The following is a 17539-nucleotide window of genomic DNA, read 5'->3' on the forward strand; positions in this document are numbered from 1 at the left end:
CCGGCAAGATCATGCGCCGCATCCTGCGCAAAATCGCCGAAAACGACTTCGCAGCCCTGGGAGATACCTCAACCCTCGCAGATCCCACCGTCGTCGAAGACCTCATCGAGAACAGGATGAACAAGGGATGACACGCGAGACCCCGGTTCTGATCCTCCTCGGCCCCCCCGGTGCAGGCAAAGGCACCCAGGCCAGGATGCTGGAGGAAGAGTATGGCCTCGTCCAGCTCTCAACCGGCGATATGCTGCGCGCCGCAGTGAGCGCCGGCACGCCCGCAGGTCTTGCCGCGAAAGCGGTGATGGAGGCCGGAGCGCTTGTTTCGGATGAGATCGTGCTGGCGATCCTGCAGGACCGTATGGCGCAGCCCGATTGCGGCAAGGGGATCATCCTGGACGGCTTTCCGCGCACCGGGGCCCAGGCGGCGGCGCTGGATCAGCTGCTGGCGGCGCAGGACCGGCGGATCACGGCGGCGGTGAGCCTTGAGGTCGATGACGAGGCGATGGTGGAGCGGGTTTCGGGCCGCTACACCTGCGGATCCTGCGGCGAAGGCTATCACGACAGGTTTCGCAAGCCCGCTCATGCCGGGAGCTGTGACAAATGCGGCGGCACAGAGATGAAGCGCCGCGCCGATGACAATGCCATCACCGTGCGCGAAAGGCTGAAGGCCTATCACGCCCAGACCGCCCCGCTGATCGCCTTCTACGAGGCGAAGGGCGTGCTGGAAAAGATCGACGCGATGCAACCCATCGCCGAGGTGACCGCTTCGCTGGGCCGGATCACCGGCCGGGTTGCGGTCTGAGAACCCGCTTTCCGGGGGAAGGAGGGCCCCTGGTGCGCGGATGAGGAGACAGGGCGCGCGGGATCCTGCGTATGCCCGTCACACAAAAAGTGCCGGATCCCGAATGGACCGGCGGGCGGAGGGTTCCTCATGGGACTGATCCGCCTGAAGACCGCCCGGGCGCATCAGACGCTTTCGGGCGCGGGCCCGTCTTTGCCCCGTGAACCGGGACACAGGCGGGATGGACAGGGAGAGGCCGACCCGGCAGGGCGGTCAAAATGGAGGACGCCAGATGGCAGCATCAACACCGGACGTGCGCGACCGCTCACGCCCCATGACCCGGGAAGAGAAGAAGGTCATTCTCGCCTCTTCTGCGGGCACGATCTTTGAATGGTATGATTTCTACCTCTACGGATCGCTGGCCGCGATCATCGGTGCGCAGTTCTTCACGCCATTCCCCGAAGCGACGCGCAACGTTTTCGCGCTGCTGGCTTTCGCGGCGGGCTTCATCGTGCGCCCGTTCGGCGCGCTGGTCTTCGGGATGCTCGGCGATATTGTCGGGCGGAAATACACCTTCCTGATGACGATCCTCATCATGGGCTTCTCGACCTTCATCGTCGGTATCCTGCCCAGCTACCACAGCTGGGGTGTGGCGGCGCCGATCATTCTGATCATCCTGCGTATGCTTCAGGGCCTGGCGCTTGGCGGCGAATATGGCGGGGCGGCGGTCTATGTGGCGGAACATGCGCCGCAAAACCAGCGCGGCTATTTCACCGCCTTCATCCAGACCACGGCGACGCTTGGTCTGCTGCTCTCGCTGATCGTCATCCTGATGGTGCAGGGCTATGTGAACGGCAACTATCCCGACCAGCCGGTGCTGGACGCGGCGAGCGTTCCCGTTCTGCTGGCCGATGGCACACCGCAGATGATGAAGGCCTTCAACGCCTGGGGCTGGCGCATTCCGTTCATCGGCTCGATCGCGCTTTTGGCGGTTTCGCTCTATATCCGTCTGACGATGAATGAATCCCCCGCCTTCAAGAAGATGAAGGAAGAGGGAGCGGCCTCGAAAGCGCCGCTGCGCGAAGCATTCGGCAACTGGAAAAATGGCAAGATCGCTCTGATCGCGCTGTTCGGTCTGACCGCGGGCCAGGCTGTGGTCTGGTATTCGGGCCAGTTCTACGCGCTGTTCTATGTGCAGAACGTCATCAAGGTCGACAGCTTCACCGCCAATGTCTTTGTGGCCTGGTCGCTGATCCTCGGCACCTATGGCTTCATCTTCTTCGGCCGCCTCTCGGACCGTATCGGCCGTAAGCCGATCATCCTTGGCGGCTGCCTGATCGCGGCACTCACCTATTTCCCGGTCTTTGGGTTCCTGACCAAAACCGCGAACCCGATGCTTTATGCAGCGCATCAGACCCAGATCACCGTGACCGCAGACCCGGCTGACTGCTCGTTCCAGTTCAACCCGGTCGGCACCGCGAAATTCACCAACAGCTGCGACATCCTGAAAGCCGGTCTGACCGCGCGTTCGGCGAATTCGGAGACGGTCGATGCGCCTGCGGGCACCATCGCTTCGGTGAAAATCGGCGAGACCGAGATCCAGGGCTATTCCGGCTCGGCCGCGGATGCGGCGGATCAGAAGGCCCGTTTCGACAAAGAGCTGAACGACGCGCTGAGCGCCGCTGGCTACCCGATCACCGGCCAGGCGAATGAGTCTGTGGCTGTGGCGAAGAACTTCTTCGATATCTTCACCGGCCAGAAGATCACCATCGTGCTGACCCTCACCTATCTGATCATCCTTGTGACGATGGTTTACGGCCCGATTGCGGCAATGCTGGTCGAGCTTTACCCGACCCGGATCCGCTATTCCGGCCTGTCGCTGCCCTACCATATCGGCAATGGCTGGTTCGGGGGCCTGCTGCCGGCGACCGCTTTCGCGATCTCGGCGCAGTCGGGCAACATCTATGCGGGTCTGTGGTACGCAATCGTCATCGCGCTGATGACGGTGGTGATCGGGGCGCTGTTTGTTCCGGGCGGCACGCATAAGAAAGACATCTTCGCGGATCAGAACCAGTAATCTGACGCAGGCGACAAAAGAAACGGGCCGGGGATTTCCCCGGCCCGTTTCCATTTGCCGCCCGCTGAGGCTCAGCGCCGCCGCGCCCGGTTCACCGCTTCCCAGATCCCAAGGACGATGCCGGTGATCACCGTATTCGTCACGAGGCCCGCAAGGATCTGGTCCCTGACCGGGATCTCGCTTGCAGCTGTCAGGGTCATCGGGATCAGCACCGCGACAAAGACGATCCCCGCGCCAAGCGGGATCAGCGTGCCACTGGCCGCGCGGGTGCGCATCATGGTCCAGACGAGGCCGATCAGCAGAATGATGCGGAACGGATCCGCGAATTGCGAGACGATGATCTGGCTGAATGTCATGATATCTTTCCCTTTTCCCTTGTTCCGGGATAAGGCAAAGCAGGCCGTTGGTCTATGATTTCATAGGGTTCAGCGAAAGCGATCCATCAGCTTTTGCATGGCGCTGCGCGCATCTGGCTCCGGTTCGGGCTTTGGCACAGGTTTCGGCCCGGGTGGCAGCTTGCGGCCCGGAGGGCCCGCCGCCGGGCCAGCGGAAGCCTCCCCGCCAGATGAGCGCGGCGGCGCGGTACGCAGGCTGACCGCATTCATGAATTTTTGTCCGTCGCCCTCGGCCAGCGCCACCGCGCCCTCTGAAATACCGCGCAAGAGATCATCCAGCCAGGCCTGGTCCGCCTTGCTGAAATCACTCAGCACATAATGCGCGACCGCATCCTTATGGCCGGGATGCCCGATCCCAAGCCGCACCCGGCCATAGGCCTCACCCAGATGCGCATGGATCGACCTGAGCCCGTTATGTCCGGCATGGCCGCCGCCCTGTTTGACCCGGAGCTTCCCGGGCGCCAGATCCAGCTCGTCATGGAAAACCGTGATATCCGCGAGGTCGATCCTGTAGAAATCCACCGCCGCCCTGACCGACTGGCCCGAGAGGTTCATAAAGGTCGCGGGTTTCAGCAGGATGACCTTCTCGCGCCCCAGACGGCCCTCTGACACCTCGCCCTGAAACGCCTTACGCCAGGGGGTGAAGCCGTGATCCGAGGCAATCCGTTCCAGCGCCATGAAGCCGATATTATGGCGGTTGCCGGCGTATTTCGCGCCCGGATTGCCAAGGCCGACAAAGAGTTTCATTCGCGTCTCCATATCTGTCCGCCGCATCGCCCGGACCCGCCGGGGAGGCGCTGGACCTTGGCCGTCATTGCGCTTAGCCTCGCCTATAGCGCCCGAACGGGCTTCGCTCAACCTGACACGATCCATCCGCTACGAGGCAATATGGCCGGTCTCGCCCATTTCACCATTCGTGGGATCAGGCTTTCCCTGCCCGAGGGGACTTTCTCGGGGCGCCTTGCGGACGCGCTGGAGGCCGGCCGCTATGAGAATACCGAAGCCGCCGCGCTGTTGAAACATCTGCGCCCCGGGGACCGGTTCGTGGATTTCGGGGCCGGGATCGGGTTTCTTTGCGCGCTTGCTGCCGGGGTGGTCGGGGCGGAACATGTCACCGGCGTCGAGGCCGGCGAAACGACGATGGCGCTGGCGCGCAACACGCTGGACCAGAACGGTTTTCCTGTCGCCCGCCTGATCCATGGCGCGGTGGTCGGCACACCGAGGCCGGGCAATGTGGTCGAATTCGGCCTCAGGGGGAATTTCTGGTCATCAGGGCTGAAAAAGGGCGGGACCTGGCTGCGCGGCATCGAGGTTCTGACCGTGCCGGCACATGCCGCCGGGCCGCTTCTGGCCGAACTCGCGCCGACGGTGCTGAGCTGTGATATCGAAGGGGCAGAGCTTGAGGTGCTGGCGGTCGAACTGCCGGCCTCGCTGCGGCTGATCGTGACGGAAATCCATCCCGGCAGCTATGGGCCAGAGGGCACCGGGCGGATCTTTGACGCGCTGTTGCGCCAGGGCTTCGTCTATGAACCGGACGGCTCGCGCGGGGCGACGGTGGTGTTTCGCCGGATCGGCAGCGCCTGAGGGCGATGTCCGAAACCGGGCCCAGTTGAACAGGCAGGGAGCAAAGCCATGTATCTCACCATGAACCGTTTCAAAGTGAAGGCGGGCGAAGAAGCCACATTCGAGGCGATCTGGAAAAACCGCGAAAGCCATCTGCCACAGGTGCCGGGCTTTGTCAGCTTTCACCTGATGAAGGGGGCCGAGGCAGACGGCGCCCGCCTCTATGCCTCACATACGATGTGGGAGAGCGAGGCGGCGTTTCGCGACTGGACGAAATCAGAGGCGTTTCGGACAGCCCATGGCGGGGCCGGCGGCCATAAGGGGGTGATCCTGGAACACCCGAAACTGGAAGTCTTCGAATCCATACAGTTCATCGGCACCTGAGCCGCGAAGCCGCGCCGCACATCTCGTAAAAATGAAAACGGGGGGCAAAAGCCCCCCGTTTCATAGTCTGCGATCCGAAAGGATCACTCTTCGTCGCCAGCCGAGGCCGCAAGACCCGACGGCGCCGCGATATTCGCGATCACGAAGTTGCGGCCGATGGTCGGCTTCACGCCTTTGGGCAGCGCGACATCTTCGATATGGATCACATCGCCGATTTGCTTGCCTTCCAGATCCACGGTGATCTGGGCCGGGATGTCGGATGCGACAACTTCGAGCTCAACCTCGGCGCGCACGACGGTCAGGGTGCCGCCACGCTTGATGCCAGGTGCTTTATCCGCATTGATGAAATCAACATGGATGAAGAGGTTGATGCGCGAATTGTCGTGGATGCGCATGAAGTCGACATGGGTCGGCAGGTCTTTGACCACATCGCGCTGCACGCCGCGGCAGATCACGTGCTGATCAGCCTGGCCTTCAACCTTGAGGTTGAACAGCGTCTGCAGGAAGCGACCCTTGCGCAGGTTCTTCAGCAGGTAGTTGTAATTGACCGAAATCGGCGTCGGCTCTTTGCTGTCGCCGTAGATGATGCCGGGTACGTTGCCCTCACGACGGGCTTGACGGGCGGCCCCCTTGCCTGTCCCCGTCCGCACCACGGCCAGAAGATCAGGGATCTCGCGTGCCATTGGTATTCTCCATATGATAAAACCGCCACCCTCCAAGGGTGCGTGGCGGATGCGCGCCTATAGCGGGAAAGCGGGGGGAAGAAAAGGGAAAACCTGTTTGCGGGGGCAGGCGGCGGATGCCTCCGGCGGGAGTATTTTGGTCAAGAGGAAAGGCGCAGGCGAAATCCCGCAGGGGCCGTGTCGCTTACGGGATGGACGGGGGGGGGCCGGGCCTGGCAGAAGGGCGGGGATCGGAGGCGCCGCATGTCTTTTCTGAAAACCGTAGTGACCGCGCGGGCGGTGGTCTTTGCTTTTGCGGCGATGGGGATCCTCTGGGGCTCGTTTGCGGCGGTGATGCCGGATCTCAAGGCGCAGCTTGGCGTTGATGAGGCACGGCTGGGCGGGCTTTTGCTGTTCACGCCGCTGGCGGCGGTAACGGCCATGCTGCTCGCGCCGCTGATCGGGCACCGGCTGGGCAAGGTGGCGCTGCCGCTTTCGGCGGGGGCGATGGCGCTGGCTTTCACCTTGCCGGGAACGGTGGTGGTGCCCTGGATGTTCCCGCTTGCGATGATGGTTTGTGGTTTTGGCACCGGGCTGACCGATGTTCTGATGAATGCCCGTACCGCGGAGCTTGAAACCACGCGCAAGGTGCATCTGATGAACCTTGCCCATGCCGCCTATTCCTTTGGCTATGGCGGCGGGGCGATCTGTACCGGGCAATTGCGCGGGCTCGGATGGACGCCGGATCTGGTTCTGGGGACGATGGCACTGCTGGCGCTGGTCTTTGCAGGTCTGACCTTTGAGCGCGATGGCGCCATTCACGGGCTGAAACGGCCCGAGGCCGGCGGGCCGGGTCTGGGCCTCGTGCCTCTGATCGGTGGCGGCATGGTGCTGATCGCGTTTCTGACCGAGAATGCGGCGGAAGGCTGGTCGGCTTTGCATATTGAAAAAACGCTGGGCGGCAGCCCGGAGGAGGGCGCGCTTGGCCCGGCGGTGCTGGCGCTGACCATGGGGGTGGCGCGGCTGTTGGGGCAGGGGCTGGTCGCGCGGCTGGACCCGTTCCGTCTGCTGATGGGCGGCGCGCTGGTTGCGGCCTGCGGCGCGCTGATCGCGTCGCAGGCGGGGACGCCCAATGCGGCCTATGCCGGCTTTATCATCATGGGGGTGGGGTCTTCGGTGATCGCGCCGACCGCCTTTTCGCTCGTTGGCCGGCATTCGGCGGAAGGTACCCGGGCGCGGGCCGTGGCGCGGGCCACGCTTTACGGCTATTTCGGCTATTTCGTCGGGCCGCCGGCGCTTGGGATTATCGCGGGCACGTTCAGCCTGCGCGCGGCCTTCATCTTTGCCGCAGGGATGCTGATGTTCATCCTGGTGCTGGCGCCGCTGATGCGGCGGGCGGCGCGCAGCTGAGGATCTTCAGATGGCTGGTTCGGGCGGCTGCTTCAGGCAGCGGCCATCTGCGCCTGAGCATGGGCGAGGATCTGCGTGCAGGCCTCGGCGATGGCCTCATCGGGCTGGGTCAGCGAAAGCCGCAGCCAGCCCGCCAGCCCGTCGCCAAAGCTCTCGCCGGGCATGACCGCGACATGGCGCTCGCGCAGGAGCCCAAGCGCGAACTCCTGGCCCGAGAGGCCGGTGGCGCGAATATCCACAAGAGCGAACATGCCGGCTTCGGGGCGGTGAACCTTCAGCCCGGCCTGACCCTCCAGTGCATTCGCCACCAGATCTGCCCGGCGCGAGAAGCGTTCGACCATGCCGGCCGCGACCGGCGAAGGTCGCGAAACGGCAAGTTCGGTCATGTCAGCCAGGAAGGGCTGATTGCCGAAAAGCATGATTTCTGAAAGCGGCAGCAGCCTGGCGGTGAAATCGCGTGGCCCGATCACCCAGCCCGACCGAAAGCCCGGTGCAGCATGCGATTTCGAGATCGAGGCGGCGCAGATGACACGCTCTGCCAGTTCGGGCAGGTCAAGCGGCGAGGTGAAGGTGACGCCCGGGAAAATCAGATCCTCATAGACCTCATCCGAGACGATCCAGAGATCATGTTTCACCGCAAGCGCGCCGATTTCCGTGATATCCTTGCGGGTCAACACGGCACCCGTGGGGTTATGGGGCGTGTTGAGGAAGATCACCCGAGTCGCCGGCGTGATCTTTGCCGCCAGATCCGATGCCCGCATCCGAAAGCCATGCTCAGGGCGCAGCGCCACCGGCACCGGTCTGGCACCGGTCTGGCGGATCAGCCCTTCATAGGTCGCATACATCGGATCGCCGACCAGCACCTCATCGCCGTTTTCGACAAGGGTGCGGAGGATGCCATAGAGACAGGTCTGGGTTCCTGGCAGGCAGATCACCTGATCGGGCCCGATCTCGCGGCCGCGCCGTTCGGAATAACGTTTCGCCAGTGCCGCGCGCAGGCCGGGCTCGCCCCTGCCATCGGAATAGCCCAGACGTCCGGGGCGCATCGCGGATTTCGCGGCCTCGATCAGTTCGGGGGGCGTGGGAGAATCCGGCTCGCCGATGGTAAGCTCGATGACCGGGATCCCTTCAGCCGCCATCTCGCGCGCGAGGCGATGCACCGCCCATTTCGCCGAACCGAGGCCGGACAGCCGTTCATGCACCGCGGAATAACGCATCATTTCTCTCCTGGTCTGTGCTGCCTGCCGGCGGGGGCGGTAAAGGCTGCGAGCGTGATGCCCAGAATTGCACCGACTGAGCGCAAACCGATCTGGATCACCTCGTTTTCAGCGAAGTGACCGGGCAAAACCGAACCTTCGAGCCAGAGCCCGTCAAGCACCGCATTGCAGGCGATGGCCTCCTGTCGCAGCTGCCCGTCCGCGACCGGGCGGTCAAGATCGGCGATCAGCTGTTGCAGGCGGTCTCGGTAATGCAGATACGAACTCTCATGCTGCGCCAGAAGCCCCGGATCGGACTGAACCTGGTGCAGATAGCCCGCCCAGAGCCCGACCGCTTTCGGATCCAGCACCGGCGGGCGCAAGGCCGCGGCAACAAAGGCCGCCAGCCGTTCGGCCGGGCCGGCACCGACGCTGTCAAGCGCTTCCTCGCCTTTGTTGGTCATGCCATCCATCAGCGCGACATAGGCTGCGCGCAACAGATCTTCTTTCGATCCGAAGTAATGACGGATCAGCCCCGGAGTCACCCCCGCCCGCGCCGCAATCGCCCTGACCGTTGCCGCCTGGCGCCCGCCCTCGGCCACCAGAGCCTGCACCGCCGCCACAAGCGATTCGCGGCGGTTCTCTTCAGTGTCACGAATATAGGGGCGGCGTTCGGATCCGGACTGGCGCATGTCACCTGGTGGGACAGCTTTCTTATCCGGTCTGTCGGAACTGGTCATCGGCGCCTTTCTGTGACGGCTGCAGGGAACGGGATCCGCCGGGAATTACACGATCGGATAATTGCCTATTCTACACAGGCAGGATTTTGCGGCAAGATCGTTGCTTGTCCAGTGCCAGGATCGCCGGACCGCATTCCGGCCCCCGGGTGGGGGGCTGAGTATAGCGCAAAGACCTCAGGTGCCGGGCCGCCCATCCGCAGCCGCGACATCCTTGTGGATGATCACATCTGAACCAGGCCAGCGCCGCAGGATCTCGCGGCGCAGTGCGGCGCCGATGTCATGGGCCTCGCGCAGGCTCTGATCGCCGTCGAGCTCGATATGGAGGTTGACGAAGACCCGGCTGCCACTGGTGCGGGTCTTGAGGTCGTGAAAGCCGCGCACACCGGGCCAGCTGCCGGCGAGTTCGGCGATACCGCGGATGATCTCGGGATCGGCCCGGCGGTCCATCAGCGCATCCCAGGCAGATTTGCCGATGCGCACCCCGCCGATCATCATGACCCCGGCGGCCAGCAGCGCGACCCAGGAATCGAGCCCGGTGATGCCAAGGTGCTGCGAGGCCTGCAAGGCGATCACCGCGCCGACCGCGGGCATCAGATCACCAAGGTAATGCAGCCGGTCGGCCGCCACAACGCGGTTGCCGGTCAGCTTTGCGACCCGCCCCTGCCACCAGACCAGCGCCAGCGTGAGCAGGATCGAGACGACCATCACCAAAGTGCCGGTCCCCTCGGCGCCAAGGCCGGGCACGCCGCCATTGAGCAGCCGGTCCAGTGCTGACCAGGCGATGTAACCGGCCGAACCGGTGATCAGAAGCGCCTGTGCCAGCGCGGTCAGGTCTTCGGCTGAGCTGTGCCCGAAGGCGTGATCATCATCCGCCGGACGCGCCGCATAAAGGATCGCGGTGGCGGCCGCGAGCGACATGACCAGATCCACCGCACTGTCGGCCAGCGAGGCCGCGACCGAAAGCGCGCCGGTCGCCACCACAGCCCAGAGCTTCAGCCCGACCAGCACGGTCGCAACCAGAACCGATGCGATGCCGGCAGAAAGGCTCAGCGTTGTTCGGGTGTCTTTGTCGGTCACGTCGGGCTCCTGATGGCGGGCGGAACAGGGGGCGCTGCCCCCGTCATCCTGGCGGATGCCTCCCCCGGAGTATTTTTATCAAGAGGAATGCGACTTCCTCTTGACGAAAATACTCCCGCCGGAGGCTCAGGCTGGCCAGAGGATGCTGGGGCTATTCGATGGTCTCGCCCGCATCAACGCCCCAGATCGCGGTTTTCGGCACCCAGCCGCGCTCGCCGCCAGAGGAAATCCGGCACCAGTCGGCATCGCATTGCAGGATACGCGCGACCACACCCATTTCTGCCTGGGCGCTGACCCGCGCATCCGCGCGCGGCGCATCGCGGAATTCCGCCATATCGGTGGTGATCAGCACCGAGCGCACCCCAGAAAGCAGCGCATAATGCACCCAGCCGCCGGCGCCGTCCTGATCTTCAACGCGGCGCCAGTTCTCATATTCAGCGGTCACCCGCAGCGGCATTCCGGGCCGGGTGAACACCCAGTCGATGCGATGCGTGAGCCCGGGGCCGCGCCGCGCATTGCCCTGATCGCCCTTGAGCGACACATAGCGTGGCAAAGGCAGATTGGTCACACAGCCGATACCGGGCTTGCATTCCTTGACCATGCGCGCGGTCGGGGCGGTGCCAGCGGTTCCCGAAGCCGCTCCGGACGAGGTGGCGGCCACTGCGGTTTCGATCGCGGTTTCGGTGGTTTCATCGGCATTCGCGCTTTTCGGCGCGCCGGTCAGGACGAGGGAGGCAGATAGAAGGACCGCCGCCAGCATCGGGTGTCTGGTCTGGCGGCTCATCTGCTCCGGCTTCTGGCCGTTCTTTAAAGATGCGATGCTCATATCCGTTGCCTGCTCTTGCGGGCTGTGCCCCCGCATTTTTTATGACCTCAGAGACGGGGGCTTGTGGTCCGCCCCGCTTGACCCCACTGTGCACCCAAGACGCGCCTGATGGAAGAGTTGAGGGAGACGCCATGCCATCGCCACGCCTGACTGTTGTTGTGACGCGACGCTTGCCAGAGCCGGTCGAGACCCGGATGAAGGAATTGTTCGACGTCCGGCTGCGGGATCCGGATGTGAAAATGACCCGCGACGAATTGCTGGCCGCGATGCAGAGCTGCGACGTTCTGGTGCCGACAATCACCGACCAGATCGATGCCGGGCTGATCGGCCAGGCGGGGGACCGGCTGAAACTGATCGCGAATTATGGCGCAGGGGTTGATCATATCGATGTGGCCACGGCGCGCTCGCGCGGCATTCTTGTCTCGAACACCCCCGGTGTGGTGACCGAGGACACTGCCGATATGGTCATGGCGCTGATCATGGCGGTGACGCGGCGCATCCCGGAAGGCATTGCCTCGATGGCGAGTGGCAAATGGGAGGGCTGGACGCCGATGGCCTTCCTTGGCTCGCGGCTCGCGGGCAAGCGGCTGGGGATTTTGGGCATGGGGCGGATTGGCCAGGCCGTGGCGCGGCGTGCCCGCGCCTTTGGCTGCCAGGTCCATTACCACAACCGCCGCCGCGTGCGCCCCGAGATCGAGGCCGAGCTGGAGGCGACCTGGTGGGAAAGCCTCGACCAGATGCTCGCCCGGATGGATATTGTCTCGATCAATTGCCCGCATACGCCTTCGACCTTTCATTTGCTGAACGCGCGCCGCCTCAAGCTGATGAAGCCCACTGCGGTGGTGGTGAATGCCTCGCGCGGCGAGGTGATCGACGAGAATGCACTGACCCGTGCGCTGCGCGCAGGCGAGATCGCGGGCGCGGGCCTCGACGTCTATGAGCGCGGCAATGAGATCAACCCGCGCCTGCGCGAGGAACCCAATGTGGTCCTGCTGCCCCATATGGGATCGGCGACCATTGAGGGTCGGATCGAGATGGGTGAGAAAGTTCTGATCAATATCAAGACTTTCGCCGATGGTCACCGCCCGCCGGATCAGGTTGTTCCGGGGATGATGTGACGCGGGTCTGTTGTCCGCTATGCGGGAGATGCTGTTGAAAAACTCCGGCGGCCCTTCAGGACAGGGAGAAACCCGGGAAGTCGTTCCGATCCAGCGCGCGGGATTGCCGAAAACCAATGGGAGTTCGGTCTTCGGGAGACGTATATTCCAGACTTTTGGTGCTGCCTGATAGTCTTCTGCGTTTTTCAACAATATGCGGGACGGAGCAGACGGTTGATCGACTTTCAAATTTCGACAAGGGGCAAGCAGTTGCTGAGAAAGCAGTATCATTTTCGCAGAGTGAATGGGGAGCTCTGCGCGTGGGATATTCACCGTCTGATCCGACTTTCAAAACAGATCTCATCAACGCTTGTCCGCCTGGATGATATTCCCGAACTGGATCAGAACTGGTGGTATGAGGATCAGACTGTTTCACCAACTCCGAGGGCACTTGCTGCCCATATGAAACTGGTGCAGCAGGTTGATTTATCCTTTCCGATCCTTCTCTGTGCGGACGGTCGATTGATGGACGGGATGCATCGCCTCGTGAAAGCCGTGCTGGAGCAAAGGGATTCTGTCCCAGCCATCAGATTCCCGGCGACGCCCGAGGCTGATTACGTCAACGTCGCGGCAGATGACCTGCCTTACCCCGACGAAGAAGTCTGAGGCCGACCGTCCGCAATGGGCTCAAACCGCCTGTTCCGTCTTGCCTGACTATAACCGCAGGTCCGCCAGCAGCGGCAGGTGATCCGAGGCGCGGCTGGCCTCCGGGCTGCGATAGACCGTGGCCTCGGCGCTGGCAAAAGCATCGGAAACCGCGATACGGTCCAGCGCGAAAACCGGGTGGCGGGAATGATAGGTCGGGCCGCCTGACAGGATACGGAACCGCTTCGACAGCCGCCCCAGGCCGACCTCCAGCGAGCGCTCGTTGAAATCGCCCGCAATCAGCATGGCGGTGTCGTCTTCCTCGGGCAGCATGTCCAGCAGCGCGGAGAGTTGCCTGCGCCGCGAATGGCGCAACAGGCCGAGATGCACTCCGGTGACGCGCAGGCGCTGGCCGCCGCGATCCAGCAAGGCCGAGACAAGGCCGCGCGGCTCCAGCCCGGGCAGATCGTGATGGCTGTACGAGATCACCTTGAACCCGGGCGAGACCAGAAGCGCATTGCCGTGCCAGCCCAGGCTGTCGCGGCCATGGTCAAAACGGATCGGATGCAGGCCGGTGCGGCGAAACACCTCGGCCTCGTCAAAGACCGGGCGGCGCTGACCGAGGCGCAGATCGGCCTCCTGCAGCGCGACCACATCGGCGCCGAGATCGGCGATCACCCGCAAGACCCGCGCCGGATCGCGCCGCCGGTCGGTGCCAAGGGCTTTGCGGATATTGTAGCTCGCGATGCGCAGCGAAGTGTCGGTCACAATATGGGCGCTCCGAGACGGAAGACGCCTTCGGTCAGGCGCCGGACGAAACCGGGGGCGGGCAGGCTGTCATCGCAATCGGGCAGCAAACGGTCGAACCAGCGGCTGATGGCCGCGACGGTGGCCGGGTCCCAGGCCATCACCGCCAGCTCGAAATTCAGCAGCATCGAGCGGACGTCGAAATTTGCCGATCCGATCCAGCAGGCATCGTCGATCAGACCGCATTTCGCATGCATCATCCCGGGGCGGAAAAAGTGAAAGCCGACGCCGGTTGGTTGCAGCGCGCGGATATAGGGGCCGCGCGCCAGATCGGTGGTCCATTGGTTCGACTTCAGCGGCAGAAACACCCGGACATCGACCCCGCTGCGCGCCGCCGTCGCGAGCGCCTGGGCCAGCGCATCGGTCGGCACGAAATAGGGCGTCGCGATCCAGACCCGGCTCCGGGCGCGGTAGATCGCGGCGACCAGCCCGTCGTGAAGCACATCCTGCGGCTCGTCCGGCCCGGCGGGGACCAGCTGCAACAGCGCCTCACCGCGAGGTGCGACGGCGGGCGGCACCGGATCAGGCAGGGGATCGCCCGCCACTTCCCAATCCGAGGCGAAGACCGCGTTGAAACTGTCGACCACCGGCCCCTCGGCGGTAAAGCTCAGATCCACCCATTTGCCGGGCGGCGAGGCGAGATATTCGTCGCCGACATTGCGCCCTCCCGACCAGGCTCGGGCACAATCGGCGATCACCATCTTGCGGTGATTGCGCAGATTCAGATGGGCAGTGTCGGTCAGATGGTCGAGCGGCGAGAAATAGCGCAGCTCGCCCCCGGCGGCGACGAATTCGCGCAGCGCGCGGCGCGGGCGGGAATGGCTGCCGAGCCAGTCGACCGAGAGCCGCACCCTGACCCCTTCATGCAGCTTGCGCTTGAGAAGGTCGAGAAACCGGTAGCCGCTTTCATCGCGGGCCAGAACATAGATCAGGATATCCAGCCGCGCATTCGCGCCCAGGATCACCTCGTCCAGCGCGGCGCTCGCGGCCTCTGGCGTCTCGTGCAGGCGGATGAGATTGCCGCCCACCGCGGGCGGCGCGCCAAGACTGGCGAAGACATGCGCAAGCGGTGGCGGCGCGGTCTCTGGCAGGGCGGGATGCGGCGAAAAGCGGATCGGTGGAAAACTGCGGCCCGATTTGCGGAAGCCTAAAACCAGAAACACCGGCACCGCGACATAGGGCAGCATGATGATGAACAGGATCCAGGCGGCCGAGCTTTGCGGCGTGCGGCGCGGCTGCAATGCAAGCACCATGGCGCTCGCAACCGCGAGGACACCAGACACGATCAGGAAATGTTCGAACAGGTAATACATGGCCGCTTTGTCTGAACCGGGCTCATGCTAACCGCTGGCTGCGGCAAGGGAAAGCCGCCGCTTCGGCAGCGCCGCCCCTAGAACCGCGACGGCAGCGCCGGGGTGAGTTCCGCGCCCGGGCTGCGGCCCTGGATCAGATCAGTGATCAGATCGGCGGTCTTTGGCGCCAGTGTCAGGCCGATATGACCATGCCCGAAGGCCAGGAGCACATCGGCGCCGCCTTTCGACGGGCCGATCACCGGCACTGAATCGGGGATCGAAGGGCGAAACCCCATCCAGCTGCGCGAGGGGGCGGGCAGGTCGGGAAACAGCGCCCGCGCGCCCTCGACCAGTTTCGCGATGCGATGCGGCGAGCGGGGCAGCCTGAGGCCGCCAAGCTCGACCGTGCCCGCCACCCGCAGCCGCCCCTGCATCGGGCACAGGTAAAAGCCGCGTTCGGTCACGCAGGCGGGGCGGGTGAGCGGCAGCTCGGCCATATCCCATTCGACATGGTAGCCCCGTTCGGTTTCCAGCGGAATCCGGTCGCCGGCCTGGGCCGCGAGGGCGCGGGAATGGGCGCCGGCGGCGATGACGACCCGGCGCGAGAGGATCTGCAAAGGGCGGCCATCATCGGACCGGCCATTGAGCACGACACCGGTGATGTCGCGCCGGAGCTGGTCGATGCGGCCCCGGATCAGCTGCGCGCGCGGCGTCACAAGGGCGGCAAGGCGCTGCATCATCTGCCCGGGATCCGAGAGGAAAATCGCCTGTGGGAAATAGGCGGCGCCGGCATGGAAGGGCAGGCCCGGTTCCAGCCCGGCGAGCTGCCCGCCGGTCAGCATCTCGACCTGAACGCCCAGCCTGCGCCGCGCCTCCATCTCGATCCTGGCGGGACCGATCTGGCTTTCCTGGCGGAAGATGTAGAGACAGCCGCGCGGCTGGATCAGATCGGTGGCGCCCGCCTCGGCCGCCAGCGCTTTCCACAGCGGATTGGCGCCGGCAAGCAGCCCCGCAATCGCCGCCGAATTGCGCTGTGCCGGGCCGGGCAGGCACTGGCGTGCGAATTTCATTAGCCATGGCGTCAGTGAAAGCAGGGCCGAATGGCGGATCGCCAGCGGTGAATTGCGGTCGAAAAGCAGCGAGGGCAGGGATTTCAGCACATCCGGCGTGCCAACCGGCGCCACCGCGTAATCGGCCACTGTCCCGGCATTGCCATATGAGGCACCCATACCCGGCTCGCCCGGCTCGATCAGAGTAACCTCGCGCCCCTCGGCGATCAGCCGCGCGGCGATGGTGAGGCCGATCACTCCGGCGCCGATAATGGTGATGTCGGAGGAGAGACGACCCATGCCTGCTTGCACTTTTCGAACAAATGCCGGCCCCGCAATGGCGGGACCGGCGGTTTCAGTTCACATTATCTTACATGCAGGCCTGATAAAGCGCGCGGGTATTCTCGCGCGTCATGGCAATCGGATTGCCACCGCAGGACGGATCTTCCAGAGCCATTTCGGTAAGCTCGTCAAGGCGTGCAGCCTCGACCCCCATCGCGGTCAGATTGGCCGGGATCGCCAGTTGCTCGCGCAGTTCCATGATCCAGGCGCGGAACCCGTCAAAGCCTTTCAGCCCCAGATAGGCGCTTGCGGCATTGATGCGGTCTTCGATCACCGGGCGGTTGAAATCCAGCACCATCGGCATCACGACGGCATTGGTGGTGCCGTGATGGGTGCCGTAGACCGCGCCGACAGGGTGCGACAGCGAATGGATCGCGCCAAGCCCCTTCTGGAAGGCAACCGCCCCCATCGCCGCCGCTGACATCATATGACCGCGCGCCAGCAGATTGCCCGGATCGTTGTAAACGGTGACCAGGTTCTCTTTGACCAGCCGCAGACCTTCCAGAGCAATGCCCTGGCTCATCGGGTGGTAGAAGGGCGAGGAATAGGCCTCGAGGCAATGCGCCAGCGCGTCCATCCCGGTGCCAGCCGTGATGAATTTCGGCATGCCAACGGTCAGAGCCGGGTCGCAGATGGTGACAGCCGGCAAGAGCTTCGGATGGAAGATGATCTTTTTCTTATGGGTCGCGAGATTGGTCAGAACGCCTGCGCGCCCGACCTCAGATCCGGTGCCGGCGGTGGTCGGAACCGCCACCATCGGCGCGATTTTGTCGCTGTCGGCGCGGGTGTACCAGTCGTCGATATCTTCCAGATCCCAGACCGAAAGATCCGCGCGCTGATGCGCCATCAGCGCAATCATCTTGCCCAGATCCAGCGCCGAACCGCCCCCGAACAGGATTACGCCGTCATGGCCACCCGCCTTATAGACGGCGATGCCTTCGGCCATGTTCTTGTCATTCGGGTTCGGGTCGACCTCGGAAAACACGGCGCGGCCAAGGCCGGCAGCCTCGAGCACATCCAGCGCCTGCGCGGTGATCGGCAGGGTGGCGAGCGCTTTGTCGGTCACCAGCAGCGGCTTTTTCATGCCGGTGGATTTGGCATGTTCGGCCAGTTCGGCAATCCGGCCCACGCCGAATTTGATCGCGGTCGGGTAAGACCAGTTGCGGTCGGGAACGCCCTGTTTGTCAACGGTGGACATA

Annotated in this window: 18 protein-coding genes; 7 read left to right on the forward strand and 11 right to left on the reverse strand. The window is 64.1% G+C overall.

Annotated features, from left to right (window positions below):
* Window positions 1-127 precede the first annotated feature (127 nt).
* Together JC607_RS22500 and JC607_RS22505 are read left to right on the forward strand one after the other, a co-directional pair.
* Window positions 128-799, forward strand: a complete 672-nt coding sequence (locus tag JC607_RS22500; protein WP_198838977.1) for an adenylate kinase — start codon at window positions 128-130, stop codon at window positions 797-799.
* A 271-nt stretch (window positions 800-1070) separates the two neighbouring features.
* A complete protein-coding gene (locus JC607_RS22505) occupies window positions 1071-2855 on the forward strand; it encodes an MFS transporter (RefSeq protein ID WP_198838978.1) in 1785 nt (594 codons plus the stop codon).
* A 71-nt stretch (window positions 2856-2926) separates the two neighbouring features.
* On the opposite strand, the gene JC607_RS22510 is transcribed toward JC607_RS22505, so the two are convergent.
* Together JC607_RS22510 and pth are read right to left on the reverse strand one after the other, a co-directional pair.
* Window positions 2927-3211 carry a hypothetical protein gene (locus JC607_RS22510; protein ID WP_198838979.1) on the reverse strand — a complete coding sequence of 95 codons (285 nt, stop codon included), beginning with the start codon at window positions 3209-3211 and terminating at the stop codon, window positions 2927-2929.
* 69 nt (window positions 3212-3280) lie between these two features.
* Window positions 3281-3997 carry an aminoacyl-tRNA hydrolase gene (pth, locus tag JC607_RS22515; protein ID WP_198838980.1) on the reverse strand — a complete coding sequence of 239 codons (717 nt, stop codon included), beginning with the start codon at window positions 3995-3997 and terminating at the stop codon, window positions 3281-3283.
* Between the two features lie 57 nt (window positions 3998-4054).
* On the opposite strand from pth, the gene JC607_RS22520 reads away from it, so the two are divergent.
* Window positions 4055-4834 carry a methyltransferase gene (locus JC607_RS22520; protein ID WP_198838981.1) on the forward strand — a complete coding sequence of 260 codons (780 nt, stop codon included), beginning with the start codon at window positions 4055-4057 and terminating at the stop codon, window positions 4832-4834.
* Window positions 4835-4882: 48 nt separating this feature from the next.
* The gene (locus JC607_RS22525) at window positions 4883-5197 is read left to right on the forward strand and encodes an antibiotic biosynthesis monooxygenase (RefSeq protein WP_198838982.1); all 315 of its coding nucleotides are present in this window, start codon (window positions 4883-4885) and stop codon (window positions 5195-5197) included.
* 83 nt (window positions 5198-5280) lie between these two features.
* On the opposite strand, the gene JC607_RS22530 is transcribed toward JC607_RS22525, so the two are convergent.
* Window positions 5281-5880, reverse strand: a complete 600-nt coding sequence (locus tag JC607_RS22530; RefSeq protein ID WP_198838983.1) for a 50S ribosomal protein L25/general stress protein Ctc — start codon at window positions 5878-5880, stop codon at window positions 5281-5283.
* 243 nt (window positions 5881-6123) lie between these two features.
* On the opposite strand from JC607_RS22530, the gene JC607_RS22535 reads away from it, so the two are divergent.
* Window positions 6124-7269 carry an MFS transporter gene (locus tag JC607_RS22535; RefSeq protein WP_198838984.1) on the forward strand — a complete coding sequence of 382 codons (1146 nt, stop codon included), beginning with the start codon at window positions 6124-6126 and terminating at the stop codon, window positions 7267-7269.
* A 32-nt stretch (window positions 7270-7301) separates the two neighbouring features.
* Here the strand turns inward: JC607_RS22535 and JC607_RS22540 are convergent, their stop codons facing one another.
* From JC607_RS22540 to JC607_RS22555, 4 genes are all read right to left on the reverse strand, one after another.
* Window positions 7302-8486, reverse strand: coding sequence for a pyridoxal phosphate-dependent aminotransferase (locus JC607_RS22540; protein WP_198839011.1), 1185 nt, complete (start codon window positions 8484-8486; stop codon window positions 7302-7304).
* A complete protein-coding gene (locus JC607_RS22545; RefSeq protein ID WP_233093092.1) occupies window positions 8486-9205 on the reverse strand; it encodes a TetR/AcrR family transcriptional regulator in 720 nt (239 codons plus the stop codon). The genes JC607_RS22540 and JC607_RS22545 overlap by 1 nt, the downstream gene beginning before the upstream one ends.
* Before the next feature lie 174 nt (window positions 9206-9379).
* On the reverse strand, window positions 9380-10282 hold the full coding sequence (locus JC607_RS22550; protein ID WP_198838985.1) for a cation diffusion facilitator family transporter: 903 nt from the start codon (window positions 10280-10282) through the stop codon (window positions 9380-9382).
* A 151-nt stretch (window positions 10283-10433) separates the two neighbouring features.
* A complete protein-coding gene (locus tag JC607_RS22555; protein WP_233093093.1) occupies window positions 10434-11066 on the reverse strand; it encodes an SH3 domain-containing protein in 633 nt (210 codons plus the stop codon).
* Between the two features lie 173 nt (window positions 11067-11239).
* Here JC607_RS22555 and JC607_RS22560 point away from each other — a divergent pair, with 173 nt between their 5' ends.
* Both JC607_RS22560 and JC607_RS22565 read left to right on the forward strand, forming a co-directional pair.
* Window positions 11240-12226 carry a D-glycerate dehydrogenase gene (locus JC607_RS22560; protein WP_198838986.1) on the forward strand — a complete coding sequence of 329 codons (987 nt, stop codon included), beginning with the start codon at window positions 11240-11242 and terminating at the stop codon, window positions 12224-12226.
* Window positions 12227-12439: 213 nt separating this feature from the next.
* On the forward strand, window positions 12440-12871 hold the full coding sequence (locus JC607_RS22565) for a hypothetical protein (protein WP_198838987.1): 432 nt from the start codon (window positions 12440-12442) through the stop codon (window positions 12869-12871).
* A 48-nt stretch (window positions 12872-12919) separates the two neighbouring features.
* Here the strand turns inward: JC607_RS22565 and JC607_RS22570 are convergent, their stop codons facing one another.
* From JC607_RS22570 to JC607_RS22585, 4 genes are all read right to left on the reverse strand, one after another.
* Complete coding sequence (locus JC607_RS22570) at window positions 12920-13618, reverse strand: endonuclease/exonuclease/phosphatase family protein (protein WP_198838988.1); 699 nt, start codon at window positions 13616-13618, stop codon at window positions 12920-12922.
* A complete protein-coding gene (locus JC607_RS22575; protein ID WP_198838989.1) occupies window positions 13615-14970 on the reverse strand; it encodes a phosphatidylserine/phosphatidylglycerophosphate/cardiolipin synthase family protein in 1356 nt (451 codons plus the stop codon). The genes JC607_RS22570 and JC607_RS22575 overlap by 4 nt, the downstream gene beginning before the upstream one ends.
* A 77-nt stretch (window positions 14971-15047) precedes the next feature.
* A complete protein-coding gene (locus JC607_RS22580) occupies window positions 15048-16298 on the reverse strand; it encodes an FAD-binding oxidoreductase (protein ID WP_198838990.1) in 1251 nt (416 codons plus the stop codon).
* Window positions 16299-16368: 70 nt separating this feature from the next.
* Window positions 16369-17538 carry an iron-containing alcohol dehydrogenase gene (locus JC607_RS22585; RefSeq protein ID WP_198838991.1) on the reverse strand — a complete coding sequence of 390 codons (1170 nt, stop codon included), beginning with the start codon at window positions 17536-17538 and terminating at the stop codon, window positions 16369-16371.
* Window position 17539 lies beyond the last annotated feature (1 nt).

It is taken from the genome of Paracoccus sp. IB05, from assembly GCF_016405985.1.
Taxonomy (GTDB): Bacteria; Pseudomonadota; Alphaproteobacteria; order Rhodobacterales; family Rhodobacteraceae; genus Pseudogemmobacter.

Coding starts and splice junctions, on each gene's coding strand:
- JC607_RS22500 (WP_198838977.1), top strand. CDS start 128: ATGACACGCGAGACCCCGGTTCTGATCCTCCTCGGCCCCCCCGGTGCA.
- JC607_RS22505 (WP_198838978.1), top strand. CDS start 1,071: ATGGCAGCATCAACACCGGACGTGCGCGACCGCTCACGCCCCATGACC.
- JC607_RS22510 (WP_198838979.1), bottom strand. CDS start 3,211: ATGACATTCAGCCAGATCATCGTCTCGCAATTCGCGGATCCGTTCCGC.
- pth (WP_198838980.1), bottom strand. CDS start 3,997: ATGAAACTCTTTGTCGGCCTTGGCAATCCGGGCGCGAAATACGCCGGC.
- JC607_RS22525 (WP_198838982.1), top strand. CDS start 4,883: ATGTATCTCACCATGAACCGTTTCAAAGTGAAGGCGGGCGAAGAAGCC.
- JC607_RS22530 (WP_198838983.1), bottom strand. CDS start 5,880: ATGGCACGCGAGATCCCTGATCTTCTGGCCGTGGTGCGGACGGGGACA.
- JC607_RS22535 (WP_198838984.1), top strand. CDS start 6,124: ATGTCTTTTCTGAAAACCGTAGTGACCGCGCGGGCGGTGGTCTTTGCT.
- JC607_RS22540 (WP_198839011.1), bottom strand. CDS start 8,486: ATGCGTTATTCCGCGGTGCATGAACGGCTGTCCGGCCTCGGTTCGGCG.
- JC607_RS22545 (WP_233093092.1), bottom strand. CDS start 9,205: ATGACCAGTTCCGACAGACCGGATAAGAAAGCTGTCCCACCAGGTGAC.
- JC607_RS22555 (WP_233093093.1), bottom strand. CDS start 11,066: ATGAGCCGCCAGACCAGACACCCGATGCTGGCGGCGGTCCTTCTATCT.
- JC607_RS22560 (WP_198838986.1), top strand. CDS start 11,240: ATGCCATCGCCACGCCTGACTGTTGTTGTGACGCGACGCTTGCCAGAG.
- JC607_RS22575 (WP_198838989.1), bottom strand. CDS start 14,970: ATGTATTACCTGTTCGAACATTTCCTGATCGTGTCTGGTGTCCTCGCG.
- JC607_RS22580 (WP_198838990.1), bottom strand. CDS start 16,298: ATGGGTCGTCTCTCCTCCGACATCACCATTATCGGCGCCGGAGTGATC.
- JC607_RS22585 (WP_198838991.1), bottom strand. CDS start 17,538: ATGTCCACCGTTGACAAACAGGGCGTTCCCGACCGCAACTGGTCTTAC.